This is a genomic window from Variovorax sp. P1_G12 (assembly GCF_056405555.1).
In genome coordinates, this window is record NZ_JBFUBW010000057.1 from 1 (window position 1) to 26,581 (window position 26,581).

A 26,581-nucleotide genomic window follows, 5' to 3' on the forward strand; every position below is an offset into this window, starting at 1 on the left:
TGAGCAGAAAGGCCGACTGCTGGGACAACGCAGCCATGGAGAGCTTCTTCAAGACGCTGAAAGTCGAGAGGGTCTACCAGGTACGCTACGACACTCGGGCGCAGGCTCGCCTGGACATCGTGGACTGGATCGAGGGCTTCTACAACCGCGTGCGTATGCACACGGCAATCGGATACCTTGCACCTGTCGAAAGGGAACTCAGCCTCTTGGCTGCGTGACTTGGTGTACGTGGAAACGAGGCAGGGTCAGATCGCCCTCGCAGTCCTGCCCGTTTTTTTGGGCTGTGGCGGTGGAAGCAGCGAACCAGCAAGCGATGTTCTCGCGCCTGAGGAATTAACAGCTTCGCCTGCGAGCCAGCCCTTCAAGCCAGTCGTTGCGTTGCCAAGCGCTGTTCAACCTTCTGTAAAAGCAAGGCCGGTCACAACGCCCAGTATTTTTCGATCAGCCTCGGAGGGATCGAAAAGCGATGAGACTGCCGTGCATCTCCAGTTGCTGACCCCGGACGGGGTACAGTCATCGTCCCTGGAGTTGCCTCCGGTGCGCGGCGTCGGTTATGCGAACGTGAAGGTCAAGATCTCGAGCGTGCGGGCCGGTGGAGAGACGCCCGTGGACAACGCTCGACCCAATTGCCCGAGCAGCGTGCAGTGCGAGTACCGAGTTGCCGGTCACGAGCGGCTTGATCTCGTTTACGTGGTGAAGTTGCCTGATGAGAACGTGGCCCGCCTTTCAGCCGCGGGAAACGAAATCCTCGTAGTGGCGAAGCAAACGAACTTGTCGGCGCGTACTCCGGTCACGATTACCCTGGAGATTGGAAAGCACACGAGCACCGCGCGCGTTGCCTACCTGGGCGCCGACGCGACGCAAGAAACTGTTGTCCAAGAGACTCAAAGTACCACAGTGCCTATGCCTCGGCCCATCAAGCCGGCAGGAAGTCGCTATCCCTTCTCAGGCGCGAACTAGGCGTTTGCTGCCTGAAACCCGCGTGTGCAGCGGCGCGTCCGTCGACTGCTTTGTGGCGTTGAATCTGCAAGCTTGGATGTTCGGTTCGGGCCCAGAACGGCTGTTCACGCCCTGGGCCCGCCGGCGACTCGTCCCCCGTCCGCGCGGCCCGGAGAATTCAAAGATGGGTGAAAAACCCTCCCGAAAATTCAAACTGTGCGGCGCAGCGGGTTCAAGGTAGCTTGGCAGATCTGTTTCCCCCTTGTTGCGAGCCGCCTCGGGATTCCATCCTGGGTGCCGATCGACAACCTGGCCCTGCCTTGGCCAGTTGCAGGATGCCGGCCTTGTCCTGGCTGGCGCCAGGCGCAGGAATAGCGCACTGTCGTTTTGCCGGACCTACTCGCGCACCGACCAGCGTTCGCGCATCGCCTGCTGTTCATAGAAGCCCCGCTCCAGCGGGTCGTCGATCTTCAGCAGTTCGACGATGTGCGACCAGGTCAATGGGTGCGGGCATTCCATATGGCTAGGCGCCGGGTAGGCAGCGGCAGGCTCGGGTTTCTCCTTGGCGGCCTACGAGCCATTCGTGAATAGTTACCTTCCTGAAACGTTTGCACACATGTATGGTGGAGCTCTATACAAGAGAAAAGTGCTGCCATGCCCGAAGGAAAGAACGTCTCCGTGAGCTTCCGTGTGTCGCCCCGCTTCAAACGTCTGCTGGAAGCGGCGGCCGCCGGTGAACGACGGTCGCAGACCAACATGCTCGAAACGCTGCTCTTCGCGTACTGCGAAGAGCACAGGCTCGAGGCAGCGCCTGTGGGAACAACCGAGAACAAGACACAGGCGGGAGGCCTCTCCAAGTGAACTACCAATCAATCCTGGCGACCACTCCGACCCCAGTCCTGGCTACCGGCGGCGTGCTCGCCGTGCTGGTCCTCATCTTTTTCGTCGTCTTCCTCGCGCCAGGCGTGCTGCATTGGTTTCGCCTGTCGTCGATACAGCGGCGCATCAAGAAATTCGAGTCGAAGAATTTCGCTTCTGAATTCAAGAAGGTCTTCGCCAAGGACAAGCGCCTCTCGCACCTCTGGAAGGAGTACCAGGACTCCCTCCACGTTCAGCGTGAAGAGCGCGACGGTCAGCTGACGACCGTCGCCATTCGCGCGACGGTGCCGTCCGAGCTTTACTTCAACAGCCAGTTCGTTGTCGACAGCCGGCTGCGCACGGAATTCTTCAAGCACCTGCCAGGCCTGTTCACTGGCATCGGCATCATCGGCACATTCAGCGGACTCATCGAGGGCCTGCGCGCCTTCCAGGTGAGCGAGAACGCGGCCACGGTTCGGGCCAGCCTTGAGTCACTGATGCACACGGTGGGCGAAGCTTTTCTGATTTCGGCAACGGCCATCGCTGCGGCCATGGTCGTCACCTTTGTCGAGAAGCTGCTGCTGGCGTCCCTGTACCGCCGCACGGAAGAGATTGCGCATGCAATCGACGCCCGTTTCGATGCGGGCGCAGGCGAGGAGTACCTGTCGCGCCTGGTGCGGGCATCGGAGGACTCGGCAAGCCAGTCGAAAATCCTGAAAGACGCGCTGGTCAAGGAGTTGGGCGAACTCCTTCGCGAGCTCACCACAGCACAAATCACCTCCGCGAAGGAGTCGCAGCTTCACCTTGCCGAGCGCCTCGCTCAGACCTCCAAAGAGCAGGTCGAAGCGACCCGGCAGGACAACCAAGCGCTGGGCGTCACCATCGCCGAGAGCATTCAGCAGAGTTTGCAGGGTCCGCTGCAGGACATCGCCAACACCGTGAAGTCGGCCAGCGGCGACCAGAGCGCCACGGCCGCCCGGATGCTGCAAGACGTCATGGCCAGTTTCAGCCAGCGCTTGAACGACCTGTTCGGCGGCCAGATTTCCGGACTCAGCGACCTCAACCAGCAGACGGCGAAGAGCATTCAGGAGGCCGTGGGCACCCTACAAACACTCGTCTCCAACATCGAAGAGTCGAGCCGCCGCTCCACTGACGCGATGGCTGAGCGGATGGCGCAAGCCATCGAAAAGATGGAAGCCCGGCAGGAGGCAATGAATGCGCAGTCGACCGCGTTCGTCGAACAAATCCGCCAGTTGGTCGCATCGTCGCAATCCGAGACCAACACCAAGCTGCAGGCCACGTTGGAGACCATTGGCACCCAGGTCGCCGGCATGTTGGCCACGCTCAGCGAGTCGCAAGCGCAGGTCTTCGAGGGCAATCGCTCACGCGAGCAGTCAATGACCGACCGGGCGAGGAGCGCTGTCAGCAGCATGTCTGAGTCCGTCGAGGCGGCCATCAAAGAGATGAGCGCCGCATCCGCGCAGATGGCCCAGAACGTCGCAGTGCTTACCCATACCACCAGTTCTTCCGTCGACAAGATGAACGCGGGCGCAGAGCAACTTGGTACGGCGTCCCGCAACTTCGCGGCTGCCGGCGAGCGCGTGAGCAGCGTGATGGGGCAGGCAGTCAACGTGACGGCAAAGCTGTCCGAGACGTCCGGTGCCCTGACGACGGGCTCCGCTGCGCTCCAAGAGCTTCTCCGCGACTACAAAACACAGCGGGACGCCGTTGGTCAGTTGGTCTCCGAGCTGCGTGCAACGGTGGAGCTTGCTCGCAAGGAAGCATCCCTCACCGGCGACGTCCTCGCTCGCATCGAGAGCTCCGCGACCCGGCTGGGAGCGGCGCAGAAGCAGGCTGACGAATACTTGACCGGCGTGAGCCGTGTGCTCGGCGAGGCGCACACGACGTTCGCCACCGAGGTGAAACGAACCCTCGAGAAGGCCAACACTGAGTTCCACAACAAGCTGAGCGGTGCAGTCGGTCTGCTGTCGTCCGGCGTACAGGAGCTTGAGGTGACGCTCGCGGCCATGGGAAACATGAAGCCGGCGCGGGTGTAACCAATGATTGGCGCCAAGATAGTTCTCAAACGCGGGGGCCGGGACGAGGCAGAGAAGCCGTTCTGGATTTCGTTCGCCGACCTCATGACCGCGCTCATGGTTCTGTTCCTCGTGGTCATGGGCGTGGCCCTGCTTGCGGTCACGAAGAACGTCACCGAGCGTGAGAAAGCAGAAGAGCAGCACCGCAAAGACATCGAGCTCATCCTCGAACGCTTCACTGAGGCTGCCAAGCGGTACGACGGCATCAAAGTCGACAAGGAGCGGCGCGTCATCGACTTCGGCGACCGCGCCCGGTTTGCCTTCGGGAAGTCCAACCTCGCAACTGACCAGGAAAGCGTGCTGCGGCAGTTCGTCCCGGAGATTCTCACGCTGGCGAATGACGATCTGGGAAAAAAGGTACTCAAGCGCGTGGTCGTCGAAGGCTACACCGACAAGACCGGCTCCTACCTGAGCAACCTGAATCTCAGCCTCCAGCGTAGCCAGCGCGTCCTGTGCACGATGTTCGCCATGGGTGGCGCCAACTTGCTCTCGGACCAGCAGAAGGAAGACGTCCGAAGCCTGTTCCTGGTCGGCGGGTATTCGTTCAACGCAGCCAAGGACACCGACGAAGAAAGTCGGCGCGTCGAGATGCGCATGGAGTTCCTCGGCATGGGCGAGCACCGGGCCTCGGCGATGCCCCAGTCCGGTAACTTTGGCGAGTGTGCTCTGCGATGAGCCCGCTCGACCACCTCGCATCGCTGCTGCGCCCCGGCACCGAGGAAGGCGCACGGGCGATGACGGTGTCGTCGAACATCGACACCGTGCTGACGCGGATGCAGGCGCGCACCAAAGGAAACGGGGGCCGGGCGCTCTCCGAGGACCTGCAGCTGGAAGCAGTTCGGCGCTTCTGGCAAAGCCAGGAAGTTGCATCGTTCCGTGACGCGTACCTGCTATCCTGGGGCCTTTGTCTGCCGCACCGGCCAAGCGGCTCCTGCGTGCTCGAAGACCGGCCTCGCTTCCAAGCGGTTCTGGACGGCGTAGACGGCTGGTCGGTGCGCCCCAGTGCGTTCCGTCGCTGCTATCAAGGCCTGGTCAAGAGCTACTTCACCTACGACGCACTGGGCGTGTCAGCTCCGCCGGCAGCGCGAAATAACTGGAAGATGCTGCGGGACTATCTTCGCGACAAGAATGGCCTCATCCGTGACAAGCAGGCCAATCCCGATTGGGTTGCGACTGCCATCGGGAATCAGCAGCTGTTCGGCGAACGGCCTTGCGACCCGTACGTCGATGCCCTTTTGAAGGGTGATGTCGGTGCCATCGACCATCTCTGCGAAGAGCTTGGTATCGCCAAGGCCTCTTGGTTCCTTCGGGAATTGGTTCTCGCGCAAATTCGAGGCGCCACGCAGCTCGGCAACGCGCAGTTCCAGGCTCTCGTGCCGCGACTGCTTGAACTCCTTGCCAACAATGATGTGCTGAGGGACCGCGGCCTAATCATGCTGCTCGACCGCTACGTAAAAGTGCCGGGCGCGCATCTTCACCAGGGGCTGCGGGACTCGTCCGTGCTCTGGTGGGGCAACCCATGGCTCCCGTCGAACGAAACTCGCTGGGGCGGCGTCGTCCCGGGCGCTCGGACGATGGTCGCGGACTGGCTCAAGCTGGAGTTCATCGAGACCTTCTTCACCAAACTGGCTGAAGACGGCATGGGCGACCGCCGGCGCATGGAGTTCTGGAAGCGATACGTCAAGGCCATCGACCACATCGAGTTTGCTCTGGGCTCGACGGCCCGGAATGCGCGTGACCGTGATTTCATCACCCTGCGCAAAAAGATGACCGGCCTCATCTGCAAGCTCGAAGCGTCTGGAACAAACAACGCGTTTATCATGACCATGGGCAACTTGGTCGCCGTCGAATTCAGCGGCCTGGGCAACGCTCTATACGGATACGACGCGCGCAAGAGCCTGCCCTTCGACACGTCCGAAGACCTTCGCCTGGCGGGTGACGCTGACAACTCGCTTAAGCAGAAGGCCCAAAGCATCCTTTGGCTCAGCCACCAGGACGGCATCCACAACTGGGACAAGTGGGAGCACATGTTCGAGGCGACGCTGCGCAAGGAGTTCGGCATCGAACCCGGCGCGGCCGTGCCACACGTCACCAGAGTGCCGGGGCCTGCGCGTGCTGCATCTCCCACCTCGCAAGTACTGAAGGCCCGAGAACGCGACACCGCGTACAGCGCGGCCGCCGACCTTTCGCAGCCGTACACGCGGTCGGCGCTTAACAAGTTCGCAAGCCGGCAAGGCCTGCAGGTTGAAGACAAGACGCCCCAAGGCGGAAGCCTCTGGGTGCGTACGGACGCGACCTACGAACACATCACAAAAATGCTTACCCGATGGGGCTTCCAACACAAGCCTGGCAAGGGCTGGTGGAAGTAAGGGAGACAAATGTTCCAGTTGTTCAAGAAGAGTGGCGGTGGCAAAGATGCGGACTGGCGGCGACGCTGGTCGCTGGCGGGGGTGGTCTTGTCGCGCGGAGCCGGGCAGGGCGGCGTGCCGCTCCTGGACCCCATGGTCGGCGGCTTTCTGACTCAGCTGTCCGACGATGGCTTGGCCATTGAGACGCCAGACGGCTATGTGCTGGGCTGGGACGCGCTCTTCTCGGCAATGTCGCAGCCGGCCTATGCCTCTCTTCCGGACGTGCTTTCGGTTCCGCGCGCGACTGAAGCCAAACCATCTCTTCGGAGCAGCAACTCGCTCACCGACGATGACTTTTCGGTCGCCATCTCTGGCTGGCACAGCGAAGACGGAGCCGCGTTCGACTGGGAGCTCATGGGCCCGCTCATGACCCGCGACGACCGTGCGGAGCTGATGCGCCCCGAGCAGTGGAAGCTCTTCAAGGAGGTCGTCAGCTTCGCTCGGCGACCGGCCGAAGAGCACAACGACTTGGCGCACCGCCAAGCGTGGGGCCGGATACGCAAGCTCGCCTTGCAGGCAGGTGCCCGCCTGGATGATTTTCTCTACCGCTCCGTCGTCCTGACGCCGGAGAAGCTCGAGATTGGCCTGCGCCGCTCGGCCGATGTCGGCGACGACCGTGTAGTCGAAATCGAGCCTGGTTTCGAGGGCGCTCCCGCCGATTGGCTGGAGGCGTTCGACCGCAGCCGCGAGGTCAAGGACCGCTACGACATCGTCACCATGGAGGGCATCGTCCAGGTTCTGGTCACGCCGAAGGTCCGCACTGTCCTGCAAGAAATCAAACGCCTGGAGGCCCGGCGTGTCGCCGGCACGCGTGCGCAGGCGTTTCTGCTGAACCCGTACGCCACCCTTGGCGACGACGCTGTTGACGTCATCGTCGAGTCGCAGTTCGAGAAGGCACGCGAGGATGCCGGGCTCACCTACGAGAGGTTCACGCCCACCTACGAACGCGATGCCTCTGGCTACCCTCTGCGCGTTGGCCTGCTCATCGAGACGGCAAGTTCCACCGGCCCCTCGACGTCGGAAACGCAATGGCTTGATGACGCAGCGCTCGGCTCCTTCGTTCGTGCTCTGCACAAGGCGCTTGCCCTCAACTACCAGCTCGTCGCTTGGCAAGGCTATGACCTCGAGATGCAGGGCGACGCGCAACGCCACCATGACGAGCTAAAGGCGGCTCTTGAGCGCAGGCTTGCACCCCCGACCCTTGTCTCCTACGCGCAGGTTCATGACCTGAGTGGCTACAGCTCCCGGGTTGAAGGCATCGGAGTCGAGAAGCCGTATCACTCGCCCTACATCGCCCAAAAGAACGAAGGTGAGGGATGGTTCCCCGAGAACGTCTTTCCGGTGGTGGTCTACCAGCCTGCCGGGGCAGCGGAGCCTATCGCCGTACCGACCAGTCAGGCGGCTATCGAACAGCTTGAGAAGTCGGTGAAGGCAGCCCAAGTCGCCGGTGAGACCACTGTGAAGGTGTCCGGGTTGCCTCAGGCGGTAACACTCGACGAGGCAGCAGTCATCGTCGAAACGTTCAAGAAAGTCTTCGCCGACCTCGAGGCCGGGAGCTTCGACCCCGCCAGGCAATACAAGGCGGCAAAGAACACTACCGTCGGGCCGAAGAAGCAGCTCGTTCTGCGGGCCAATATCCAATCGCTGGAGTACGAAGAGCTTCGACGCGAGGCTCTCGAGTCCGTGCCGACGGAGCCGAGGATGCCCAAGAGCATCCGCCCAGAGTTCTCGCTGATGCCGCACCAGCGCGCCGGCCTGGCGTGGATGCAGCACCTCTACAGCCTGCAGAGCGACTACCAGGTTCGCGGCGCCGTGCTCGGCGACGACATGGGGCTCGGGAAAACCTTCCAGCTGCTGGCCTTGATGGCATACCTCATCGAGCGCGACCCGAACATCGAGCCGATGCTGGTGGTGGCGCCGGTCTCGTTGCTCGAGAACTGGGCGGACGAGGCGAACAAGTTCTTCCAGGACGGTGCGCTCCCACTGCTTACCGCGTACGGTGAGAAGCTTTCGACCCTGCGCGTGCCTCGCGCCCAGGTTGACCAGCGTTTGCAGGCCGACGATGGCCTGGTCAAGTTCCTCCGCCCGAACTGGGTGGGCAACGCCAAGGTGGTCCTCACCACCTACGAAACGCTACGGGACCTCGAGTTTTCCTTTGCCGCCCAAAAGTGGTCGCTGATGGTCTGCGACGAAGCACAGCGCATCAAGAACCCCGCGGCCATGGTCACGCGTGCTGCCAAGAAGCAGAACGTCGCCTTCAAGATTGCCTGCACGGGTACGCCGGTCGAGAACACCCTGGCTGACATGTGGTGCCTCTTCGACTATGTGCAGCCGGGCCTGCTGGGAGCGCTCAACGATTTCGGGCAGAGATACCGGAAGCCCATCGAGGCGAAGACCGACGAAGAGAAGGCCCGGGTGGAGGAGCTGCGTGCGCGCATCGCTCCCCAAATCCTGCGGCGCATGAAAGCTGACGTCGCCACGGACCTGCCGAAGAAAATCGTCGTGGACGCCTGCCGCAATTTGCCCCTGTCGAACGCGCAGCGCAACCTGTACGCCAAGGCCATCGAGAGCTTCAAGAAGCGTGGCGACCCGAACCACCCGACCCCGTTCAAGAACCACCTCGGGCTCTTGCACTACTTGCGCCTGGTCTGCACGGACCCTCGACCGCATGGGCTGAACGTCTTCAAGCCGGAGCCTTCAAAGCAGTACCGGGACAAGGCGCCGAAGCTCGACTGGCTCTTAACGCAGCTGAAGCTCATCCAGAAGCAGGGCGAGAAGGTCATCGTCTTCTGCGAGTTCCGGGAAATCCAGCGACTGCTGCAGCACTACATCGAGGCCGAGCTCGGCTTCAAGCCCGACATCATCAACGGGGACACCAGCGCATCGGCCAGCCACACGGCAAGCCGCCAGAAGCGCATCAAGGCCTTCCAGTCCCTGAACGGCTTTGGCATCCTCATCCTGTCTCCAGTGGCCGTGGGTTTTGGCGTGAACATCCAGGCCGCAAACCACGTTGTCCACTACACCCGCACTTGGAACCCTGCCAAAGAAGACCAGGCGACAGACCGGGCCTACCGCATCGGGCAGAAGAAGGACGTGTACGTTTACTACCCGGTCGTCTGCGCTGACGATTTCATGACGTTCGACGTCAAGCTGGACCTGCTGCTTGCCTACAAGCGCGGACTCGCTGAAGACATGCTCAACGGTTCGGGGGATGTGAGTCCGGGCGATTTCAACCTGGCTGATGTCGTTCCGGCCGCAGATGCCAAGGACATCGACGAGCGTGTCAGCCTCGACATGGCACTGCGCATGGGATGGCAGCACTTCGAGTGCCTCGCTGGCGTGTTGTGGACCAAGCGCGGATACGACTGCTATCGAACGCCTGGCAGCAACGACAACGGCGTGGACGTCGTCGCGTTGGTCGCCGGCAAAGGCCAACTTGTGCAGGCAAAGACGAGCGGCACCGACGGGGCTGCGCTGAACTGGGACGCGGTCAAGGAGGTCGTGGGCGGTGAAGCGTTCTACAAACGTCGGCACCCGTCCGTTGAGTTCGACAAAGTCTGCATTACCAACCAGTTCTTCAACCGGCAGGCTCAAGAGAACGCGGCGCTGAATTCGGTGGAGCTGCTCGACCAGACGCACCTGGCCGGACTTCTCGAGCGGCACATTGTCACGATGCTCGAGGTCGAGAAGATGCTGTATGCCGAGTGGCAGGAACCCACATGAACAATTGCAAATTGAGCTTCATCTGTTCCCAGCAGTGGATTGAACTGAAGGAGGGGGACGACTCCGCCGTGCGCCACTGCGAGACCTGCAGGACAGATGTATTTGCCGTCAACAACACGACCGAGTTCGAGCAGCATAGGTCGCAGGGCCATTGTGTCGCGTTGTTCTTCGACGACGACGACGTATGCACCATGGGGATGCCAGACATCGGCGGCGGAGACGGGTTGTGCTTTGACCCGATTTTGTACCGGCCATCCTCAGAATTGGAAGAGCTGCCGGCGAACGTGCTCAAGGCCTTAAATGACCATGGCCTCAGAAGAATTGGGGACATCATCGGCCTCACAGAGGGGAAGGTCCTGGAACTGCTGCAAAGCTCGCACAGCGACCTCTCCATTCTGAAAGAGGTATTGGCTGGACGAGGTCTCACGCTCGACATGCAGCTCGGCGACTGGATGCGCTAGGCAGCCACGAGTCTTCGGTAGAGTCGCCCCGGGGCTGCTAGTCCACTGAATCGGAGGCAATGCCTCGGACTTCTAAGACGCCTTGCCGTATACGAAGGAGAACTGAGAGAAACATTGGACGTCGCTCGAGGCGTCCTGCAGTAGTTGCCTGAACGGCCGCTTTCGAGCACCCGGGATGCCGGCTTTGGGGCCCAGAACGGCTGTTCGCGCCCTGGGCCCGCCGGCGGCTCGTCCCCCGTCCGCGCGGCCCGGAGAATTCAAAGATGGGTGAAAAACCCTCCAGAAAATTCAAACTGTGCGGCGCAGCGGGTTCAAAGTAGCCTGGCAGATCTGTTTCCCAAGTCCTTGTTGCGAGCCGCCTCGGGATTCCATCCTGGGTGCCGATCGACAACTTGGCCCTGCCTTGGCCAGTTGCAGGATGCCGGCCTTGTCCTGGCTGGCGCCAGGCGCAGGAAGAGCGCACTGTCCTTTTGCCGGACCAACTCGCGCACCGACCAGCGTTCGCACAGCGCCTGCTGTTCATAGAAGCCCCGCTCCAGCGGGTCGTCGATTTTCAGCAGCTCGACGATGTGCGACCAGGTCAATTGGTGCGACAGCGTCCATCCTCCAGCCGATGGGAGAGAATTTCATGGCCCTGACAACCTCACAGCAAGATCTTTTCTGAGCATCTCCCCAGGTCTTGAACCTTCCGTCGGGAGGACAAGTCTCAGTGGGCAATCGTGGGTCGGTATGCTGAGACGGCTCACGGCCCATAAGCGGACATCCGGACTTGACTGAGCGAAGTCCGCTTTCCAGCAACAAGGCGAGCGACAGCGCCCTGGACTGTCGCATCGTCTCTAGCAGTGGCCTGGAAATCGGCGCGGGCGTGGAGGAGGTCAGCAAGGCGGCCCGGCCCTTCCTGTCGGTGACCCTGGACGATCCGTCCTTCCCGGCCACGATCTATGCCCGCCTCGTCGATGGCGAGGACGGCACGCACATCCTGATCCGGACGCGCTGCAAGGGCTACTGATCCTCATCGTCCGGCGCCTCCGCCGCGAGGGCGGGGGGCTGGCGCACGGGAGGGGATCGTGTCGTCCTCCGGGCGGCTGCGTCGCGCTTCCTCGACACCTACTTGAGAAGCGGGGCCGTCATGCCGCTCTGCGCGACTAGACTTGGGCAACGCACCGACCTGAGCACCCCTTGACTTCCATCCATCCAGACATGTCTGCCGACGTTTCACGCGCGAGGGTTCCCGGCACCCCCCCCGTGTACCTTTTGGGGTGCCTCGAATCGCGGGTGACGATCTATTCGCAACAGGTTCGGGCCATCGAGCTCGCGCGCCACCTCCTCGACTCGCGCGCCGTTCGGGAGTCGGGTCGAGTCGCAGTCGTCGGTGCCGGCATCGGCGGATTGACGCTGGCGGCGATGCTCGCGGTGGCAGCCCCAGAACTGCGCGTCGTCATCTTCGAGGGGCAGGATGAGGTGCTTCATCTGCAGTCGGGTGCCCGCGACCGCTATGTGCATCCCCACATCTTCGACTGGCCCGTTGACAGCGCCCTGCAACCGCGCGCGGGCCTGCCATTGATGGACTGGGCCGCGGGCACCGCGGACGGCGTGGCCGCCGACCTGCATTCCCAGTTCGAGGAGGTATGCCGGCGCACAAGGCTGGAGGTTCGGACAAGCTCGCGCGTCGATGGCCTACAGTCGGTGGGACCGGATCTGCGTCTGGTGGTCGAAGGTACCCCACTGCCCGACGAGTACGAGAGCGTGGTCCTGTGCATCGGCTTCGGGTACGAACGACGCGCGTCGCTGAGAAATCCCTCGTACTGGTCGCCTTCGCCCCTGCCTGCCCGCTTTCTGTCACAGGTCGATGACGATCTCGTGTTCATCTCCGGAAACGGAGATGGCGGGTTGGCCGACTTCGCACTGGCGGCCTTCAAGGGATTGACGCACGAGGTCATCCTAACGCGGGTGCTTGAGCATGCGGACACCGCGGCGCTTCTGCCGCTCCTGCGCGCGCTGGATGACTTGGCATGGTCCGATCCGTCATTCGATCTCCTAGACGCCTATCGCCGGCAGCTCAAGCCGGTCGTGGGGAACCACCTGATTCGCGAGGTGCGGGACATGCTGCGCCCGAAGGGGCGCATCATCCTTCACACGCACCATGCGCAGTTGCTGCGCCGCGAAACTGCGCTGCTGAACCGACTCGTCGCATTTCTGGCCATCGACGCGGACGAGACCTATGCGCGCGGGTGCATTGCCACGGTGACCGGCGTGCCGGTCCGCCACCTCGAAGCCGACTCGGATGCCGTCGATTTGGCCGACGGACAGCATTTCAAGCCGAGCTTGCGGCTGCTGCGCTTCGGGCCGGACACGCAGAGCGTGCAGCGGCCGTTTGCGGACGAGTTCGCGCGCTGGCGCGACGTGCATGGTGCCGCCCTCGGCAGCCGTCCGGTTGACCCGGTCCTGTCTGACTCGACCCGGCAATGGGCGAAACAGGCAATGCGAGCCGCCGGCTTGCAGGCGCCGTCCCCGCAGGCGCAGGAGACGGGCCCTCCGCAGGAAGCGCAACCTCACGATCATCGCGCGGTGGTCGCGGGAGGCATCAACGTCATCGGCGGGAACGTTGGCGCAGGCGCGGTCGTCACGCAGGTCTATTCAGCTCGATGAGCATCTCGGTCTCGCCATCGCGCGTCCAGGTGGAGAGCCACTTGCGGTCGACGTTCTGCAGCCAGATGAACAACAGCCATCGGGTCTGCGGTGGCAGTCCCAGGCGTCGCTCATACATTTCCTCAATCTGTTGCTTCAGCTGCGGTTGATCACTCGCGATTTCGGCGTGGATGTGCCGCCAGGGCAGGACGTACCCTCGATCCAGCGCGACGCCGTGCGCGCGCATCATGGCCTGAACGATGGCTCTCTCGGTGTCGACGGCCGGATGTTCGCCGGTCGCTTCCAACGCGTCCTCGATCCCGGTGACCAGGCCTGCCAGTGCAGGGCCGTGGCCCGCTTCGAGCGCACGCACGGCAAGGCGCTCCGCCAGTGCCCCCAACGTGCCGTCTTCCACGCCCGCCGGCAACGCGAATGCCAGACGAATGTACATTCCGGTGAACTCGACGGCATCGTCGATGCGTCCATCGGCCAGCAATCCGTCCAGCATCTCGAAATGGCTGATGTTGTCCTGTCTCAGGAGCCCCGAGGCCGTGGGCAGCGCGGCACGGTGCTGGATCATGGCGGCCATCAACCGGCCCATCGCCTGCAGGTCGCGCTGGCGCGCAGCCACACGGATCCCGTCGCTGAGCAATTCCACCGATTCCCGCTTGGCGCCCCTGTCTGCGCATCCTTGCGCGAACTGAAGCCGGCTTTGCAGAAGGCGTTCTCGGTCATCGTCAAGCGCTGACAGGGCCGCAAGATAGTTACGCCGGCACTGGAAAATGGATCTAACGTCCTTCGCACGCGCCGCCCAGGGCTGCCCGTTGCGCGATATCAGGGCTGCGGCTTCGAGCCAGGCACGCCGTGCCGGCTCCGGCGCGGCACCACCCGACAACAGGACGTAGCTGGCGTTCGTCGCCGTCGTGGACAGGCGCTGGCTGATCTCCTCTTTCTGCTCGTCTCCCAGGCCGGGCCACAGCCGCGCGCTCGCTTGCACACAGCGCCGATACACGTCGGAAAACGCCTCCGGCAGGTTCGCTGACCGCAAGCCGTCATCGAATCGGGATAGGTCGACCATGCCCTGCGGGTCGCGCACCTGCGGCCAGACGTGATTGGTAACCGCATCGAAGACTTCGAGCGTCAGGATCACCTCTCGCGCAGTCGTCGCCTTCTCCAAACCAGCCCATGAGGCCAGCCAAGAAAGCACCGCATACAGGGCGACCCCCTTGAGGTCGGCGATGGCCACCATGAACGGTACCAGCCAGAGCAGCCGGGCGGCCTGGCCGTCGTCCTGTGAAACCGTGACGAGACGCTCAAGCGCAATCCGAAGCGCCGGATCGGCGCTGCTGGTGACCTTCGACAGGCCGTGCATCAGGTGCGCAAGCTCCTCAATGATCGGGTCATGCCGCGCCTTCCACAGGTCCGCGCTCAGCAAGGCCAGGAACTGGGGGGGCATCGGCATGCGGCGCATCCGTGCGATCAAGCGCGCCCTGCGCATCACGGCGGCCATCTCTGACTCCTCGTGCCGCGCCAAGGCGCGCAGCGCCAGCAAGGCGTCCTCCTCGTCCAGCCGCGCCAGGACCTCCAGGTGCCCCGCACCCAACCGGGACGCGCCGTGGACCAGACGGGACAGCTGCGCCGGGCTTGGAACTGGCAGGACCCGTGCCAGCGAAGGCTCCGTGATCGATTCGGACAGCATGTGATGCAGCAGGCGCTCGCCAAGCGCGTCCGGCCGCAGTGCCCACCGGGTGGCCTTGCTCACGCCGTGCCGTTCCAGTTTCAGCAAGCCGTTGAGCGCGGCGGGCCATTGCGTCATGTCCGACAGCGACTGGAGCAACTTCTGGTTGTGGCGCTCGATCTCGCGACGCAACAGCTCGTGGTCGATGCCATCGGGCGGCGGCTCGGGCATTTCCGCCCATGGCAGGCCTCCTGCAAGGGTGGCCGCCGTGAGCAGCCGGCTGAGGGCGGCGAACTCCGCATCGTCCACGGCGTCGTGCAGGAGGCGCAGTTCCCGCTTGAGCCACAGGTCCAGGCTGCCATTGGGCAGCAGCTGCCGAACATCCTTTGCCGGCATCTCGTTCCATAGCGCCGCCGCTACCATGGCAACGAACAGCGGCCGACCGCCATCCGTCGCGCGCAGCAGCGCATCGGTTTCCACCTCCGAGGACCTTGCATGGGCTAGGTCTGCGCTCCATCCCGCGGCCTGAAGCCAGCTGGCCAGCAGTTCCGGGCTGCGCGGGCCCAGCGGTTCCAGGGACAGTGGATCCTTGAACAGGGTCTGTCGCAAGAGCGGGGCCGAACGCCCCGCCTGCTCGAAGAGTGCAGGCCACCACGTGGTTTGCGTGCTTGCGGCACGATCGAGCAGGAGCAGCCGGACGCGATGAGGCCCTCGTTGAAAGCGGGAAGAGAAGGCGACAAGAACATCTATCAGGGCCTTTCCGGCCGACGCGTAGTCCAGCACCCACAAGGTGTCCGCGGTAGGTGTCCAATTGCTCATGGCGCCGGTCGTCTGTTGGAAGGCCGGGACGAAGCCGCCTTGCCATGCGGCATTGCACCGCAGGAGTTCGAACGCCAGCCTGCTCTTTCCGGCCCCGGCAGGCCCATGGACGGCCCACCAGCAAAACGGCGTGTCAGCGCCCAGAAAACCTTGCAGTTCCGCGAGCTCCTGTTCGCGCGCGAGCAACGGGACTCTCTGCTGATGAAACAGCAACCAGTCCGCGGAGAACGGTTGTGCGGTGGGCGAGGGCGCAAACACTTCCGCAACCACTGGCACATGGCCCGGCGCATAGATTTGGACCGCTGACGAGTTTTCGGCCAGGTTCCCGAAGATGGCGTTGACGTATGGAGGTGGAGCATTTCTCATGCCTTCGATTTTGGTGCCGCCACGCCCTGTCCTAGCGGCCCCGTTCAACGATGGCTTGAATCTGCTGGCTCCGCTATGACGGCTTTGTCCACCATGCAGCGAAAGCCGACTTCCAGGCTCCGACCGCTTGATGGCGGGGACCTGCCGTTCCTGCTGAACCCGGCGAGGTCTGCAACGGGCCCAGAACGGCTGTTCGCGCCCTGAGCCCGCCGGCGGCTCGTCCCCCGTCCGCGCGGCCCGGAGAATTCAAAGATGGGTGAAAAACCCTCCAGAAAATTCAAACTGTGCGGCGCAGCGGGTTCAAGGTAGCCTGGCAGATCTGTTTCCCATGTCCTTGTTGCGAGCCGCCTCGGGATTCCATCCTGGGTGCCGATCGACAATTTGGCCCTGCCTTGGCCAGTTGCAGGATGCCGGCCTTGTCCTGGCTGGCGCCAGGCGCAGGAAGAGCGCACTGTTCTTTTGCCGGACCCACTCGCGCACCGACCAGCGTTCGCGCAGCGCCTGCTGTTCATGGAAGCCCCGCTCCAGCGGGTCGTCGATCTTCAGACACTCGACGATGTGCGACCAGGTCAATGGGTGCGACAGCGTCGCACCTTTCGTTGCCAGGTCGGGATAGGTCAGGTAGAACTGGCGCAAGCGGATCAGGTTGCTGCGGCGGAAGCCCTTGCCGTGGCGCAGGCCGAGGTCGCGGCCAGGGTGTCGGTCAGCGCCTTGCCGTACTCGGCGCGCACCTGCGGCCTCTTCGAACTTGACGATGTGGCGGCCACCTGCCAGTAGGTCTCGACGAGCTGGGCGTTGACGGCCTGCACCGCCCGCACCCGGCCCTGGGTCCAGGTGTCGGAGGTCTGTTGCGGAGTTGGCGGTAGCCGCTGCTGCTGTTCAGCAGGGTGCTCGGTTCCATGAAGCTTGGCGGGTGCTGAGTTCGCCATCGTGCCGATGACGTCGACGACAACATGCCTGGACCTAATCCCCAGATGCCATCGGAATCCTCTTCCTCCCCACCCCCACACCCCCAGACCCCGCAGCCCGCACGATGCGCCGAAAGGTAGGGCATTCCATATGGCTAGGCGCCGGGCAGGCAGCGGCGTGCCGCAGGCCGTCGCGCATGGCGCTCAGTTTGCGGATCGTCCGGTCGAGTTCCTCCGCCTTGGCCGCGAGCATCTGGCGGTCGATGCGCGGCTGGCCCTCGGGCGCGAACATGCGCGCGATCTCGTCGAGCGAGAAGCCGGCGGCGCGCCCCAGCGCGATCAGCGCCAGCCGTTCCAGCACGCCGGGATCGAACAGGCGGCGCAGCCCGCGCCTGCCGGTGGAGGCGATCAGCCCCTTTTCGTCATAGAACCGCAGCGTGGATGCGGGAACGCCGGATTGCTGCGCCACCTCGGCGATGTCCAGATGTCTCACCCTCTTGACCTCAAGTCGACTTGAAGTTGCACAGTCTAGCTCCCGCCTCTTGAGGGCAAGCAAAAAAAGGAAAACGATCATGGATGTCTCGCACCACCAGACCGACAACGAGCAGACCGCGCTTTGGAACGGCCGCGCCGGACGCGCCTGGGTCGACGCACAGCAGGTGCTCGACCAGATGTTCAAGCCGCTCGAAGACCGGCTCGTCGAAGCGGTCCGCGCCGGGTCCGGGCAGCGGGTGCTCGACGTCGGCTGCGGCACGGGCAGCACGACGCTCGCCGTGGCGCGGCGGCTCGGCGCCAAGGGCCACTGCATCGGCATCGACATTTCGAAGCCGATGATCGCCGCCGCCCGGGCCCGCGCCGAACGGGAAATAGACACGCCGGCCCGCTTCATCCGCGCCGACGCGCAGACCCAGGCGTTCGAGCCTGCAAGCTTCGACATGATCATTTCGCGCCTTGGCGTGATGTTCTTCGACGACCCTGCCAGAGCCTTTGCGAACCTGCGGCGTGCCGCAAGGGATGGCGCCGAGCTGCGCTTCATCGCCTGGCGGAGTGCCGCGGAAAATCCGTTCATGACGACCGCCGAGCGCAGCGCGGCACCGCTGCTGCCGAACCTCCCCGCCCGCCGGCCGGGCGCGCCGGGGCAGTTCGCCTTCGCCGACCGGCAGCGGGTCCACACCATCCTGGAGGAGAGCGGGTGGGCCGAGATCGATATCCGCCCGATCGATGTGGCCTGCACCCTGCCCGAGAAAGAGCTGGTCGGCTACCTGACCCGGCTCGGTCCCGTCGGCCTGATCCTCCAAGAGGCGGACGACCGGACTCGCACGCAGATCATCGAGACGGTGCGCGCCGCCTTTGACTCCTATGTGTATGGGGATGAAGTTCGGTTTACGGCGGCCTGCTGGATGGTAGGCGCTCGAGCGGTGCCTGCGTGATCTGTGCCGCCGGGCCGATTGGGGCCAGCTGACTACGCGGTGAAATCCGGAACGCATGCGGAGAGGGGTAAGCGTCTCCTCAGTACCCTCTGTTTTCCCTGACCGACGGTGTGCAGTATCGGCTGGTCGGTGCGCACTGCGATCGTGTGCATCAAGAACCGTAATGCACATCAATGACCGATCTCGTCAATGCCCGCACGGTCGCTTCAGGCGGTCTCTAGGCCGGTGGTGACTGGGCGGTCAAGTTCCCGCGGCCGAATCGGGTCAAGTCTTCATTGTTGCCCGCAGCGCGTTCTGGCTATCCATTGAGGGCGAGAACCCACTCGCCTCTCCTACGGCGATGCCTTTCTGCTGTCGGCAGCGCGCGATTCGGCACGTACTTATGCAAGCGCCTGGCCGGCTCGACTTCGCTCGATGAGACACGTAGCACGCAGCTAATTGCAGGCAGTGCAGTGGAGTCGGGCAGCACGTGGGCGGCACCAACCTGCTAACCTTCCATAACGTCAGTAGCCAAAATGCCTTGTTATGGTGGGTCGGCGCCGCCGCAAGACGGCGAGGGACACTAGCGATGCACATGAACCGTGCAATGAGGGTAGTAGTTCACAGACGGTGAGTCCGTTTTGCCGTAGATTCGGACGCGCTCGGGTTGTGAGATGAGTCAGCCGGGCGTGCGCCGGTTGGCGTGCCGTTCTGGATCCGGGTCACATCTGCTCATCTCGCTTTCTTAGCGCGCGTCGTGGTTGTCGATGTTGTCAGGTTCACTCTCTAGCCACGATCGTTAACGCAAGAAGGCAACGATGGAACTCAACGAATACCAGCGCCAGGCCAATAGCACGGACCAGACGGTCGAGAAGGACGAGACGACGGCCTGGCTAACGTCGGTGCTGGGCTTGGCTGGCCGGTCTGGTGCGCTGGCAACCGAGTACCTGCGGTACGTGCGCGACGGTGCGGCGTATCAGGCGTTTAATCAGCACATCGGCGAAACCCTGGGCGACCTGCTGTGGTACATCGCGAACATTGCGAACAAGAACAACTTTTCGCTTGAGCAGATCGCAGAGTTGAACTTGAAGAAGACCGCCAGCCTGTGGGGTGCCCCGCCTCACAAGATGGGCGCCGTGCTCGACGCGAAGTACCCGCCCAACGAGCGCTTTCCGCGCCGGTTCGAGATCGAGGTCTCGTCGGCCGAGCGCGAAGACCCCAAGGGCACCAAGGTGCTACAGCTCACATACCAAGACGGCGCGTTCGGCGATCCGCTGACCGACAACGCGGCCGTCGAGGATGGGTATCGGTTTCACGACATGTTTCACCTCGCGTTCGTCGCGCATTTGTGCTGGTCGCCGGTGCTGCGTGGCAAGGCATTTTTCGATTGCAAGCGACGAAGCGACAAGGACATCGACGAGATTCAAGACGGAGGCCGAGCCGCCGTGATTGACGAAGCGATTGCGGCGTTGATTTTCAACGAGGCTCGTAAGAACTCGAACTATGAGAACGTGCATAGCGTCAGCATCCAGTTGCTGCAACTCATTGCGCAACTGACATCGCATCTGGAAGTCAGCTGCCGGACGATGGGCGAGTGGAATCGCGCCATCCTCAATGCGTTTGAGGTGTGGAGGCAGGTTAAGGCGCAGCCGCACGGGCGCTTGATTGGCGACCTCGATGCGCAAACGCTTGTCTACTCCCCCGGTGCATGACGCATGCGCAGGTGCGTGCCTGCAAGCCACTGGTGCGGCAGCGGGCAGCGTAAGCGGTCGAGAAGGTGGCCACGCGCGCTAGCTGGTCCCGAAACGAAATTGCGGAGAGTTGAATGAGCAACCCGGTGCGGCTTCTGCACATCACCGACAGTCATATTGTCTTGGGCGGTGGCGACTACCAGCCATACGACAAGAAGCTGGACATTCCCATCGACGAGCACTCGAGGGAGGAGGTGTTCCACCTGCTGATCAAGCGGATCGCGCAAAGTATGCGCAGTCGCGGTGAGGCGCTTGACGGCGTCATTTTCTCGGGCGACGCGCTTTTGCGCGGCAAGGAGGGCGGCAACCGAGCGCTGCTGGATCTGGTGAGGGAGCGCTTCGATCTCGCTGCAAACAGGATTCTCGCGGTGCCCGGCAATCACGATGTGCCACGAGGATCCGCACCAGGAAGCCCAGAACGCTATAGCGATTTCGTTTCGGTCTGGCGTGATGCGGGATGCATCACACCGTGGCTTGATGGCGTTGACCCAGCCGCGGTCGACGTGTCGCGGCACGTGCTGACCGCGGAAGACCATTCGTGGGCGGTGCTGGCGGTTAACTCATGCAACTGGTCTCACGTCGACGCGGCCGTTCCTGAAGCCTTGCGGGAAGTTTGGGACCACCTGCCGGCGGCGGCGGTTGCTTCGAAGGAGGCGCAGGACGCGATCAAGACGGCGCTGCACGATCTTCTGCGACACGACGCTGCGCACATCTCGCGCGCGCAGTTCGAACGCATTCGGGACATGGTTGAGCGGCTGCCGAAACCTGAGCACGGCAGGCAACTGCGGATGGTCGCGCTGCATCACCACCTCAGGAATCCAAGCATGCGTCTGGAGTTCAAGTCGACGCCCGATCTTTTTCCGCTGGAGGCGCTTCGTGCGCAGCTGCGCGAGCTGGATGTGCGCGTTGTGTTCCATGGGCACAAGCACGTCTCACGACAGTACTTTGACTACATCGAGTCGAGGAGTGCTCCTGACGCTCCACCCCGCAAGACGCTGGTGCTGTCCGGTGGCACGTTTAGCGACATCGATGCGGGGGACGCAGCCAGCTGTGTGCGGCTTGAGGGCCTTCCATGGACGCCATCGGTTCGGGTCAGTACGTTTGCGGTTCCGCAGGCGGGCTTGCCGCTGGAGACAAGGGAGAGCCCGGAGCTGCGGCTGTGGGACTACGCAGACAGCGCCCCTGCAGGCGCGTTGGCGTTGATCAGGGGAACGGACCTCGATGAGGTCTACGCCAAGGTACGCGCGTGTGCTGGAGGCGATGCCAAAGGGCTACCGCTGGTGGTGGAACTGGACCTGGCAGCTGATGCGCCGGTGGGCGTGTTGCCGCGCGGTTACCCAACTATTGCAGCTGAGCAGGAGCGCAAGGGCTGGCTGCGCGATTTGGTCGAATGGTGGCAGCGCCGCGACTCGCAGTTGCAGGGGCGCATCCCCTACATTCATGGCAACCGTCTTCTCAAGTATGGCGGCAACATGGATCAGATGGCGCGGGTGACGAAGTTGCTGAAGGATCGCAACACCAGCAGAGCGATCGCGTTCCTTGTTGACCCACGACTAGATTTCATTGAAGAGCCCAAGCGGCAAGAGTTCGCGTCGTTCTGCATGGTTCAATTCATGAGACGGCAGGACGCTAGGGGAGGCGTGTTCATCGACGCAATTGGCTACTACAGGGCGCAGGAGATGAGTCAGTGGTGGCCCATTAACGTGGCCGAGCTCCGACATCTGCAGCTGCAGGTCATCGCCGGCGGCGTTCGAGCGCGCCCCGGGCGCGTCACAACGATGACGGCCGATGCGCGTGCAGATGATGCGCCGTCGCCGACGCATGCAGCAATGCCACTGGTTGATCGCTGGCTTGATCAGGCGCCCGAGAAGTTCTTCATCCTGGCAAGCGCTATGCAGGCGGGAAAGCTAGAGGGCAGGAGCGAGGCTGTAGGCAGGGAATGGCTGGATGAGTTAAAGACGCTGCAGCAGTCTGCGCATCGTCCCGCCCACGATGGGGGGCCCGTCGTTGCAATTGACGGTTTGGATCGGCTGGCTGCGTATCTCAGGGCCGGGAATGGCGGTTCTGGCGGCGCGAGCGGCGAGCTTGCCGACGTTCTGGACGAGCTGGCTCGCCACGCGGAGAAGAAGCCCGTTGATTTGAATGGCGCGGAGGGCTGGCTGCGCGTGATGGAAAGCTGCTTGGCTAGGGCAACCGACCTGAGCCGAAAGGCGCTTGGTGGGGAGCCGTCGCGTTGAGCACCGAACTGAACCCGTCTTGCCGAGATTCCGCGCGGGGTGGAATTTTTGGTGAGGGGCGGGTTTCAGTTGGTAGATCAATGAGCGGGGGGCGCGTTCGTTGACCACGCATCAGGAAATCTTCGTTTGGCACGATGCAAGCATTTGCGTCGCGCGGTTCAGTGCAAGCGCAGCTAGCGCCTTGCCTGAGGAGCGCGTGCTTGTCGCCGGCGAAAGCGTCGCCAGGCAGCTTGAGTTCGCCGCCGGCAGGGGCGCGGTGCGGCTGGCTGCGGGCGGCATCGCTCCTGGGGTATTGGGTCCGCTGTCGGTAGGGCAGTTCGACGAGCCAGTTTTTCCTGGTGGATTGGTGGGCAGCATTGCCCATGCGGGCGGTTGGGCGGCTGCGGCTGTGGGCTCCTCCAGCAAATTTCGATCGCTGGGTGTAGACCTTGATGACGCGCGCCGTATTACGTTGGCCGTCGCGCCCACCATCGCCCAGCCTTGGGAGCTGGACGCGATCATGGACATTGGGTGGGCAATCGACCCCGACCTGGCGGCCAACTTTGCCTTTTGCGCCAAGGAAGCGTTCTTTAAATGTCAGTGCACGCTGACCGGTAACCGGGACTTGTCTTTCCTCGACGTCGAGCTTGCACTTTCAGCCGATCGCCGCTTCCTCGTTCCGCGTCCCCACGAGGAAGAAGTCGCCCGTGCGTGCAGGGGCGTCTACATCGACGCGCGACCTACAGGCAACTTTAGGTTGGCCATAGCGCTGGCGCCGGTTGTTTGATTTTCGAACGAAAACCATGTACATTGTTGGAAAACCGAACGAAAGGGCGCCATGAAGAAGGCACTGACCAAGGCGGAGTTCGAGGCACTAGCGCCGACGCTTCAAGCCGAAATCGTTAAGGCAATTGAAGCGCAAGCTGCCGAGAGCTACATACCGGCGGCGCCCGAGAACACCGACGTGTTTGATGTTCCGGCCGTCGACTCCAAGACTGTCGCGAAACTGTCTCCGATGATCGAGGACAAGGTCGGACACAAGCTGAAACCGATCTGGATCAAAAAGGGCGGTTACGGGTCTGCCGAGGAGGCGGCGCAGCACGTCGTCGAAATGATTCGCGAGCACCACTACCAGGCGAGCCAGACCAAAGTGGTGCCGTTCGTTCAGAAGGAACCCGCGTGATGGAGGAGCGCCTTGCCCTTGCAGAGCGCCTGAAGACCGCGCGTGAGTATCTCGGTCTTTCTCAGCAGGAGGTCGCCGACCACCTGAAGATCTCGCGGTCGGCTGTCTCCATGATGGAGAGCGGGCAGCGCAAGGTAGTGACGCTTGAGCTCAAAGCTCTTGCGAGCCTGTACCAGCGACCCGTCGGCTATTTCACCGGCGAAGAGATTGCGCAAGAGCGACCCGAGGAGGTTGAGATGCTGGCGAGAAAGGCCGAGCAGCTCTCGCCGCAGGACCGCGAAGAGCTTCTGCGCTTCAGCGAATTTCTAATGCAGCGCGCTCAGGCGTCGAAGGGCCGTGGTGACAAAACGTGACGCCGTCCTGAATGGCACCATTAAGGCGACCGAGCTCCACAAGCAAATGGGCCTTAAGCAGGCGCTTGCAGATGGACAGGCTCCGATAGATGTGCTGAGTGTCATGCATCACCTTGGCCTGGCGGTCATTTTTCGGCCGCTCGAGGGCCTTCTCGGCGCCTATCTGCCATTGCCCGGTCTGGCGGGAATCATCATCACAACCAAGAGACCCCTCCAAGTTCAGCGATTCACCGCGGCACACGAGCTTGGTCACTACATGTTCCAGCACGTCGTTAGCACTGACAAGGAAGTTGGTTTCGCTGCACGCAGCTCGGCAAGGAAGTACGACCCTCAAGAAGTCGAAGCGGACGCGTTTGCTTCGGAATTCTTGATGCCCGTGTGGTTAATTGCCGCCCACGTTAGAAGGCAGGGGTGGACCATGAGGGAGCTGCAACAGCAGCCATACGTTTACCAGTTATCGCTTCGCCTCGGCGTCAGCTACGAGGCCTTGTGCTGGGCGCTGCAGGGCCACAAGCTTATCTCCCCGGAGATCGGAGACGACCTGCGAGCCCGGGAAGTGAAAGCGGCGAAGCAGGTCGCCGCAGGCGATGTCAAGCCAGCCAGCTGGTGGGCCGATGTGTGGACAGTGCGCGAGCAAGACAACGGCGCCACGTTGCTGGGCGGGCCAGAGGACCTGCTCGTGCTGAATCTGAAGGAGCACACGACCGCTGGATACAGGTGGGACCTTTCCGCAGCCGAAAAGTTGGGTCTAACCATCAAACAGGACACGCAGATGCCCGTGCCACCACTTGAAATTGGAGCTGTTCCCACCCGACGCGCGACCCTGCAAGGTGGAGTTGAAGGCACTCTATTGCTGGAGCAGCGTAGGGGATGGGAAGCGCGCGGAAACGCGGCCGCCTCACTCAGTTTTCAGCTCTCACTCCATGGCAAGGAGTCGTCAGGGCTTCCTCGGGTTGCAAGGTTAAAGCAGGCATGAGCTCGTCTGTGGGAGATATCGAGCCGGAGATTGATCTGCGGCAATACTGGGTGGGCGTGCGAGATCAAGGGATGCGCAGCTCGTGCTTGGCATGTTCCGCTAGCGACTGCCATACCTATGCACACGGCTTGGCTGACCCGCTGTCGGTCGAGCACCTGTTCCATTTGGCTTCCAGGCGTATGCCCGGAGGCAGCAGTAACGGTGGCCTTACCTTTGATGCGTTGGGCGAAGCGTTGAGAAGCGATGGCCAATGCCCCGAATCGCAATGGCGGTATTCGCAAACTACCCCGTCGCCTTGGGTTCCGCCAGACGGAATCACTGACCTCTGGCATGGGGACGCCGACTTCTCAACGCCAGGTGCCTCCGCAGCTCTAGTTTCGACTCTGAGGAGCGGAACGCCTGTGGTTCTCGCGGTTCGCATGCGCGAATCGTTCTTTGACGTGGCTGCACCTTCTTACATCATCGCGGATGCTGGAAGCTACGTTGGTGCACACGCGGTAGTTGCCGCGGGCTTCAGCAGAGAGTCGGCAGGGAGTGTACATATCCTCATCCGGAACAGTTGGGGGTTTCAATGGGGCTTTGGCGGGTATGCGTGGCTCCCGGCGTCATATGTCGAATCAAACCTACTTGGGTTTTCATCTGTTAAGGCGATCCAATCATGATCATTGCGAGCGGCACGACGAGAGCAGAGGCTTGGCTTGATGCCATCTCCAAAATCGACCCAAAGAACGACGAGGGACGGGCGTACAACGTTGTTGTAGAGATCGAGCAGCCTGCGCTCGCGACCGACAAGTCGCGGGAAGCTGAACGGCTTGTCGATGGCGCCCTCGTCGCGTCAGGCCAGCAGCCTCTGATCACTGTCGCAGAGACGATCTTCCCGATGACGGAGTACAGACAGGGCGGAATGGAAAAGGTGTTCCAGTATCCGACAAGGATCTTTCCGCACATCCGCGCGGCCAACGGCAATAGCTGGGGCACCTATGCGCTTCGCCTTGTACAGCGTTTCGACTCCAAAGGGCAGCCCTTCAATCCCTTGGAGACGATGCTTATTAAGATGCGCGAGCAACTTCATGGTAATCGCAAGCGGTGCTTCTATGAGTTGGATGCGACGATGCCCGTGGCAGAACTGAAGCTGTACGAGGCAGAGAAGGACAAACGGAAAAGCGTTGGGACGCAGTGTTTGAGCCATCTGAGCTTCAAGTTAGGCAAGGACGAAACCTTGTACCTGACCGCGATGTATCGCAGCCAGCACTTCATTGAAAAGGCGCTTGGCAACTACCGAGGGCTCGCTGCTTTGCAAGCCGCCGTTGCGAACGAATTGGGGCTCCGGTCTGGGCCGTTGGTGGTCCATGCCACCTATGCAACGTACGATGCGGACGCGGTCGGTGGTCCCGAACAGGCTAGCGCGCTTGTCGAAAGCGCCCGCCGGGCGCTCRCTGGGTAAAGGTGATCATGCATCTTGATGAGTATCAGCGGGAGGCAGCGAAGAATTCACGCGTCAATTGGAGTGATGCGCGATCTCGACATATCCCTGCGCTGGGGCTGCTGAGTGAAGTGGGCTCGCTGGCGGGAGAGGCAAAAAAGATCATCCGCGATGGCGCGGCTTACACCGACGGATTCAAGTGACCCTGCCTCGTTTCCACGTACACCAAGTCACGCAGCCAAGAGGCTGAGTTCCCTTTCGACAGGTGCAAGGTATCCGATTGCCGTGTGCATACGCACGCGGTTGTAGAAGCCCTCGATCCAGTCCACGATGTCCAGGCGAGCCTGCGCCCGAGTGTCGTAGCGTACCTGGTAGACCCTCTCGAC

The 26,581-nt window shown here is 62.5% G+C and carries 27 protein-coding genes; 20 read left to right on the top strand and 7 right to left on the bottom strand.

Annotated elements, in window-relative coordinates:
* On the top strand, positions 1 to 218 hold a 218-nt coding region (locus AC1D2O_RS35650), incomplete at its 5' end, for an integrase core domain-containing protein (RefSeq protein ID WP_478158745.1).
* Between the two features lie 259 nt (positions 219 to 477).
* A complete protein-coding gene (locus AC1D2O_RS35655) occupies positions 478 to 960 on the top strand; it encodes a hypothetical protein (protein WP_478158746.1) in 483 nt (160 codons plus the stop codon).
* A 375-nt stretch (positions 961 to 1,335) separates the two neighbouring features.
* Here AC1D2O_RS35655 and AC1D2O_RS35660 read toward each other — a convergent pair whose 3' ends face one another.
* Positions 1,336 to 1,458, bottom strand: a complete 123-nt coding sequence (locus AC1D2O_RS35660; protein WP_477650055.1) for a DUF1016 N-terminal domain-containing protein — start codon at positions 1,456 to 1,458, stop codon at positions 1,336 to 1,338.
* A 135-nt stretch (positions 1,459 to 1,593) separates the two neighbouring features.
* On the opposite strand from AC1D2O_RS35660, the gene AC1D2O_RS35665 reads away from it, so the two are divergent.
* Genes AC1D2O_RS35665 through AC1D2O_RS35690 form a run of 6 tightly spaced genes read left to right on the top strand, consistent with a single transcriptional unit; the run spans position 1,594 to position 10,485 of the window.
* On the top strand, positions 1,594 to 1,800 hold the full coding sequence (locus tag AC1D2O_RS35665; protein ID WP_477650056.1) for a hypothetical protein: 207 nt from the start codon (positions 1,594 to 1,596) through the stop codon (positions 1,798 to 1,800).
* Complete coding sequence (gene zorA, locus AC1D2O_RS35670) at positions 1,797 to 3,854, top strand: anti-phage ZorAB system protein ZorA (protein ID WP_478158747.1); 2,058 nt, start codon at positions 1,797 to 1,799, stop codon at positions 3,852 to 3,854. The genes AC1D2O_RS35665 and zorA overlap by 4 nt, the downstream gene beginning before the upstream one ends.
* A 3-nt stretch (positions 3,855 to 3,857) precedes the next feature.
* On the top strand, positions 3,858 to 4,568 hold the full coding sequence (locus AC1D2O_RS35675; protein WP_477650058.1) for an OmpA/MotB family protein: 711 nt from the start codon (positions 3,858 to 3,860) through the stop codon (positions 4,566 to 4,568).
* Positions 4,565 to 6,262 carry an EH signature domain-containing protein gene (locus AC1D2O_RS35680; protein WP_478158748.1) on the top strand — a complete coding sequence of 566 codons (1,698 nt, stop codon included), beginning with the start codon at positions 4,565 to 4,567 and terminating at the stop codon, positions 6,260 to 6,262. The genes AC1D2O_RS35675 and AC1D2O_RS35680 overlap by 4 nt, the downstream gene beginning before the upstream one ends.
* A gap of 9 nt (positions 6,263 to 6,271) precedes the next feature.
* Positions 6,272 to 10,024, top strand: coding sequence for an SNF2-related protein (locus AC1D2O_RS35685; protein ID WP_477650060.1), 3,753 nt, complete (start codon positions 6,272 to 6,274; stop codon positions 10,022 to 10,024).
* Entirely contained in the window at positions 10,021 to 10,485 is a 465-nt protein-coding gene (locus AC1D2O_RS35690; RefSeq protein ID WP_478158749.1) for a hypothetical protein, read from the top strand. Before AC1D2O_RS35685 ends, AC1D2O_RS35690 begins: the two co-directional genes overlap by 4 nt.
* 311 nt (positions 10,486 to 10,796) lie before the next feature.
* Here AC1D2O_RS35690 and AC1D2O_RS35695 read toward each other — a convergent pair whose 3' ends face one another.
* On the bottom strand, positions 10,797 to 11,081 hold the full coding sequence (locus AC1D2O_RS35695; protein ID WP_478158762.1) for a DUF1016 N-terminal domain-containing protein: 285 nt from the start codon (positions 11,079 to 11,081) through the stop codon (positions 10,797 to 10,799).
* A gap of 173 nt (positions 11,082 to 11,254) precedes the next feature.
* Between AC1D2O_RS35695 and AC1D2O_RS35700 the strand changes: the two genes are divergently transcribed.
* Together AC1D2O_RS35700 and AC1D2O_RS35705 are read left to right on the top strand one after the other, a co-directional pair.
* The gene (locus tag AC1D2O_RS35700; RefSeq protein WP_478092687.1) at positions 11,255 to 11,494 is read left to right on the top strand and encodes a DUF736 domain-containing protein; all 240 of its coding nucleotides are present in this window, start codon (positions 11,255 to 11,257) and stop codon (positions 11,492 to 11,494) included.
* Between the two features lie 266 nt (positions 11,495 to 11,760).
* Entirely contained in the window at positions 11,761 to 13,134 is a 1,374-nt protein-coding gene (locus tag AC1D2O_RS35705; protein WP_478092686.1) for an NAD(P)-binding protein, read from the top strand.
* Here the strand turns inward: AC1D2O_RS35705 and AC1D2O_RS35710 are convergent.
* From AC1D2O_RS35710 to AC1D2O_RS35725, 4 genes are all read right to left on the bottom strand, one after another.
* A complete protein-coding gene (locus AC1D2O_RS35710) occupies positions 13,109 to 15,796 on the bottom strand; it encodes a hypothetical protein (protein WP_478158750.1) in 2,688 nt (895 codons plus the stop codon). The two genes, AC1D2O_RS35705 and AC1D2O_RS35710, sit on opposite strands and share 26 nt — an antisense overlap.
* Before the next feature lie 480 nt (positions 15,797 to 16,276).
* Positions 16,277 to 16,612, bottom strand: coding sequence for a DUF1016 N-terminal domain-containing protein (locus tag AC1D2O_RS35715; RefSeq protein ID WP_478158751.1), 336 nt, complete (start codon positions 16,610 to 16,612; stop codon positions 16,277 to 16,279).
* A 5-nt stretch (positions 16,613 to 16,617) separates the two neighbouring features.
* Complete coding sequence (locus AC1D2O_RS35720; RefSeq protein ID WP_478092683.1) at positions 16,618 to 16,905, bottom strand: DUF1016 N-terminal domain-containing protein; 288 nt, start codon at positions 16,903 to 16,905, stop codon at positions 16,618 to 16,620.
* Between the two features lie 34 nt (positions 16,906 to 16,939).
* Complete coding sequence (locus tag AC1D2O_RS35725) at positions 16,940 to 17,377, bottom strand: helix-turn-helix domain-containing protein (RefSeq protein WP_478158763.1); 438 nt, start codon at positions 17,375 to 17,377, stop codon at positions 16,940 to 16,942.
* A 79-nt stretch (positions 17,378 to 17,456) separates the two neighbouring features.
* Here AC1D2O_RS35725 and AC1D2O_RS35730 point away from each other — a divergent pair, with 79 nt between their 5' ends.
* The 10 genes from AC1D2O_RS35730 (at position 17,457) to AC1D2O_RS35775 (ending at position 26,398) form a co-directional block, all read left to right on the top strand.
* Positions 17,457 to 18,314 (top strand): class I SAM-dependent methyltransferase, encoded by an 858-nt coding sequence (locus tag AC1D2O_RS35730; RefSeq protein WP_478158752.1) that lies wholly within the window; start codon positions 17,457 to 17,459, stop codon positions 18,312 to 18,314.
* Between the two features lie 797 nt (positions 18,315 to 19,111).
* Positions 19,112 to 20,005: a nucleoside triphosphate pyrophosphohydrolase family protein gene (locus AC1D2O_RS35735; RefSeq protein WP_478158753.1), complete on the top strand. Its 894-nt coding sequence runs from the start codon at positions 19,112 to 19,114 to the stop codon at positions 20,003 to 20,005.
* Between the two features lie 113 nt (positions 20,006 to 20,118).
* The gene (locus AC1D2O_RS35740; RefSeq protein ID WP_478158754.1) at positions 20,119 to 22,281 is read left to right on the top strand and encodes a metallophosphoesterase; all 2,163 of its coding nucleotides are present in this window, start codon (positions 20,119 to 20,121) and stop codon (positions 22,279 to 22,281) included.
* Between the two features lie 100 nt (positions 22,282 to 22,381).
* Positions 22,382 to 23,047 carry a 4'-phosphopantetheinyl transferase gene (locus tag AC1D2O_RS35745; protein WP_478158755.1) on the top strand — a complete coding sequence of 222 codons (666 nt, stop codon included), beginning with the start codon at positions 22,382 to 22,384 and terminating at the stop codon, positions 23,045 to 23,047.
* A 51-nt stretch (positions 23,048 to 23,098) separates the two neighbouring features.
* The gene (locus tag AC1D2O_RS35750) at positions 23,099 to 23,443 is read left to right on the top strand and encodes a hypothetical protein (protein WP_478158756.1); all 345 of its coding nucleotides are present in this window, start codon (positions 23,099 to 23,101) and stop codon (positions 23,441 to 23,443) included.
* The gene (locus AC1D2O_RS35755; protein WP_478158757.1) at positions 23,443 to 23,796 is read left to right on the top strand and encodes a helix-turn-helix domain-containing protein; all 354 of its coding nucleotides are present in this window, start codon (positions 23,443 to 23,445) and stop codon (positions 23,794 to 23,796) included. Before AC1D2O_RS35750 ends, AC1D2O_RS35755 begins: the two co-directional genes overlap by 1 nt.
* Positions 23,783 to 24,772 carry an ImmA/IrrE family metallo-endopeptidase gene (locus tag AC1D2O_RS35760; protein WP_478158758.1) on the top strand — a complete coding sequence of 330 codons (990 nt, stop codon included), beginning with the start codon at positions 23,783 to 23,785 and terminating at the stop codon, positions 24,770 to 24,772. Before AC1D2O_RS35755 ends, AC1D2O_RS35760 begins: the two co-directional genes overlap by 14 nt.
* A complete protein-coding gene (locus AC1D2O_RS35765; protein WP_478158759.1) occupies positions 24,769 to 25,434 on the top strand; it encodes a C1 family peptidase in 666 nt (221 codons plus the stop codon). Before AC1D2O_RS35760 ends, AC1D2O_RS35765 begins: the two co-directional genes overlap by 4 nt.
* Entirely contained in the window at positions 25,431 to 26,216 is a 786-nt protein-coding gene (locus tag AC1D2O_RS35770; RefSeq protein WP_478158760.1) for a hypothetical protein, read from the top strand. Before AC1D2O_RS35765 ends, AC1D2O_RS35770 begins: the two co-directional genes overlap by 4 nt.
* 8 nt (positions 26,217 to 26,224) lie before the next feature.
* The gene (locus tag AC1D2O_RS35775) at positions 26,225 to 26,398 is read left to right on the top strand and encodes a nucleoside triphosphate pyrophosphohydrolase family protein (protein WP_478158761.1); all 174 of its coding nucleotides are present in this window, start codon (positions 26,225 to 26,227) and stop codon (positions 26,396 to 26,398) included.
* 27 nt (positions 26,399 to 26,425) lie between these two features.
* On the opposite strand, the gene AC1D2O_RS35780 is transcribed toward AC1D2O_RS35775, so the two are convergent.
* A partial coding sequence (locus AC1D2O_RS35780; RefSeq protein ID WP_478158764.1) for an IS3 family transposase occupies positions 26,426 to 26,581 on the bottom strand: 156 nt, incomplete at its 5' end.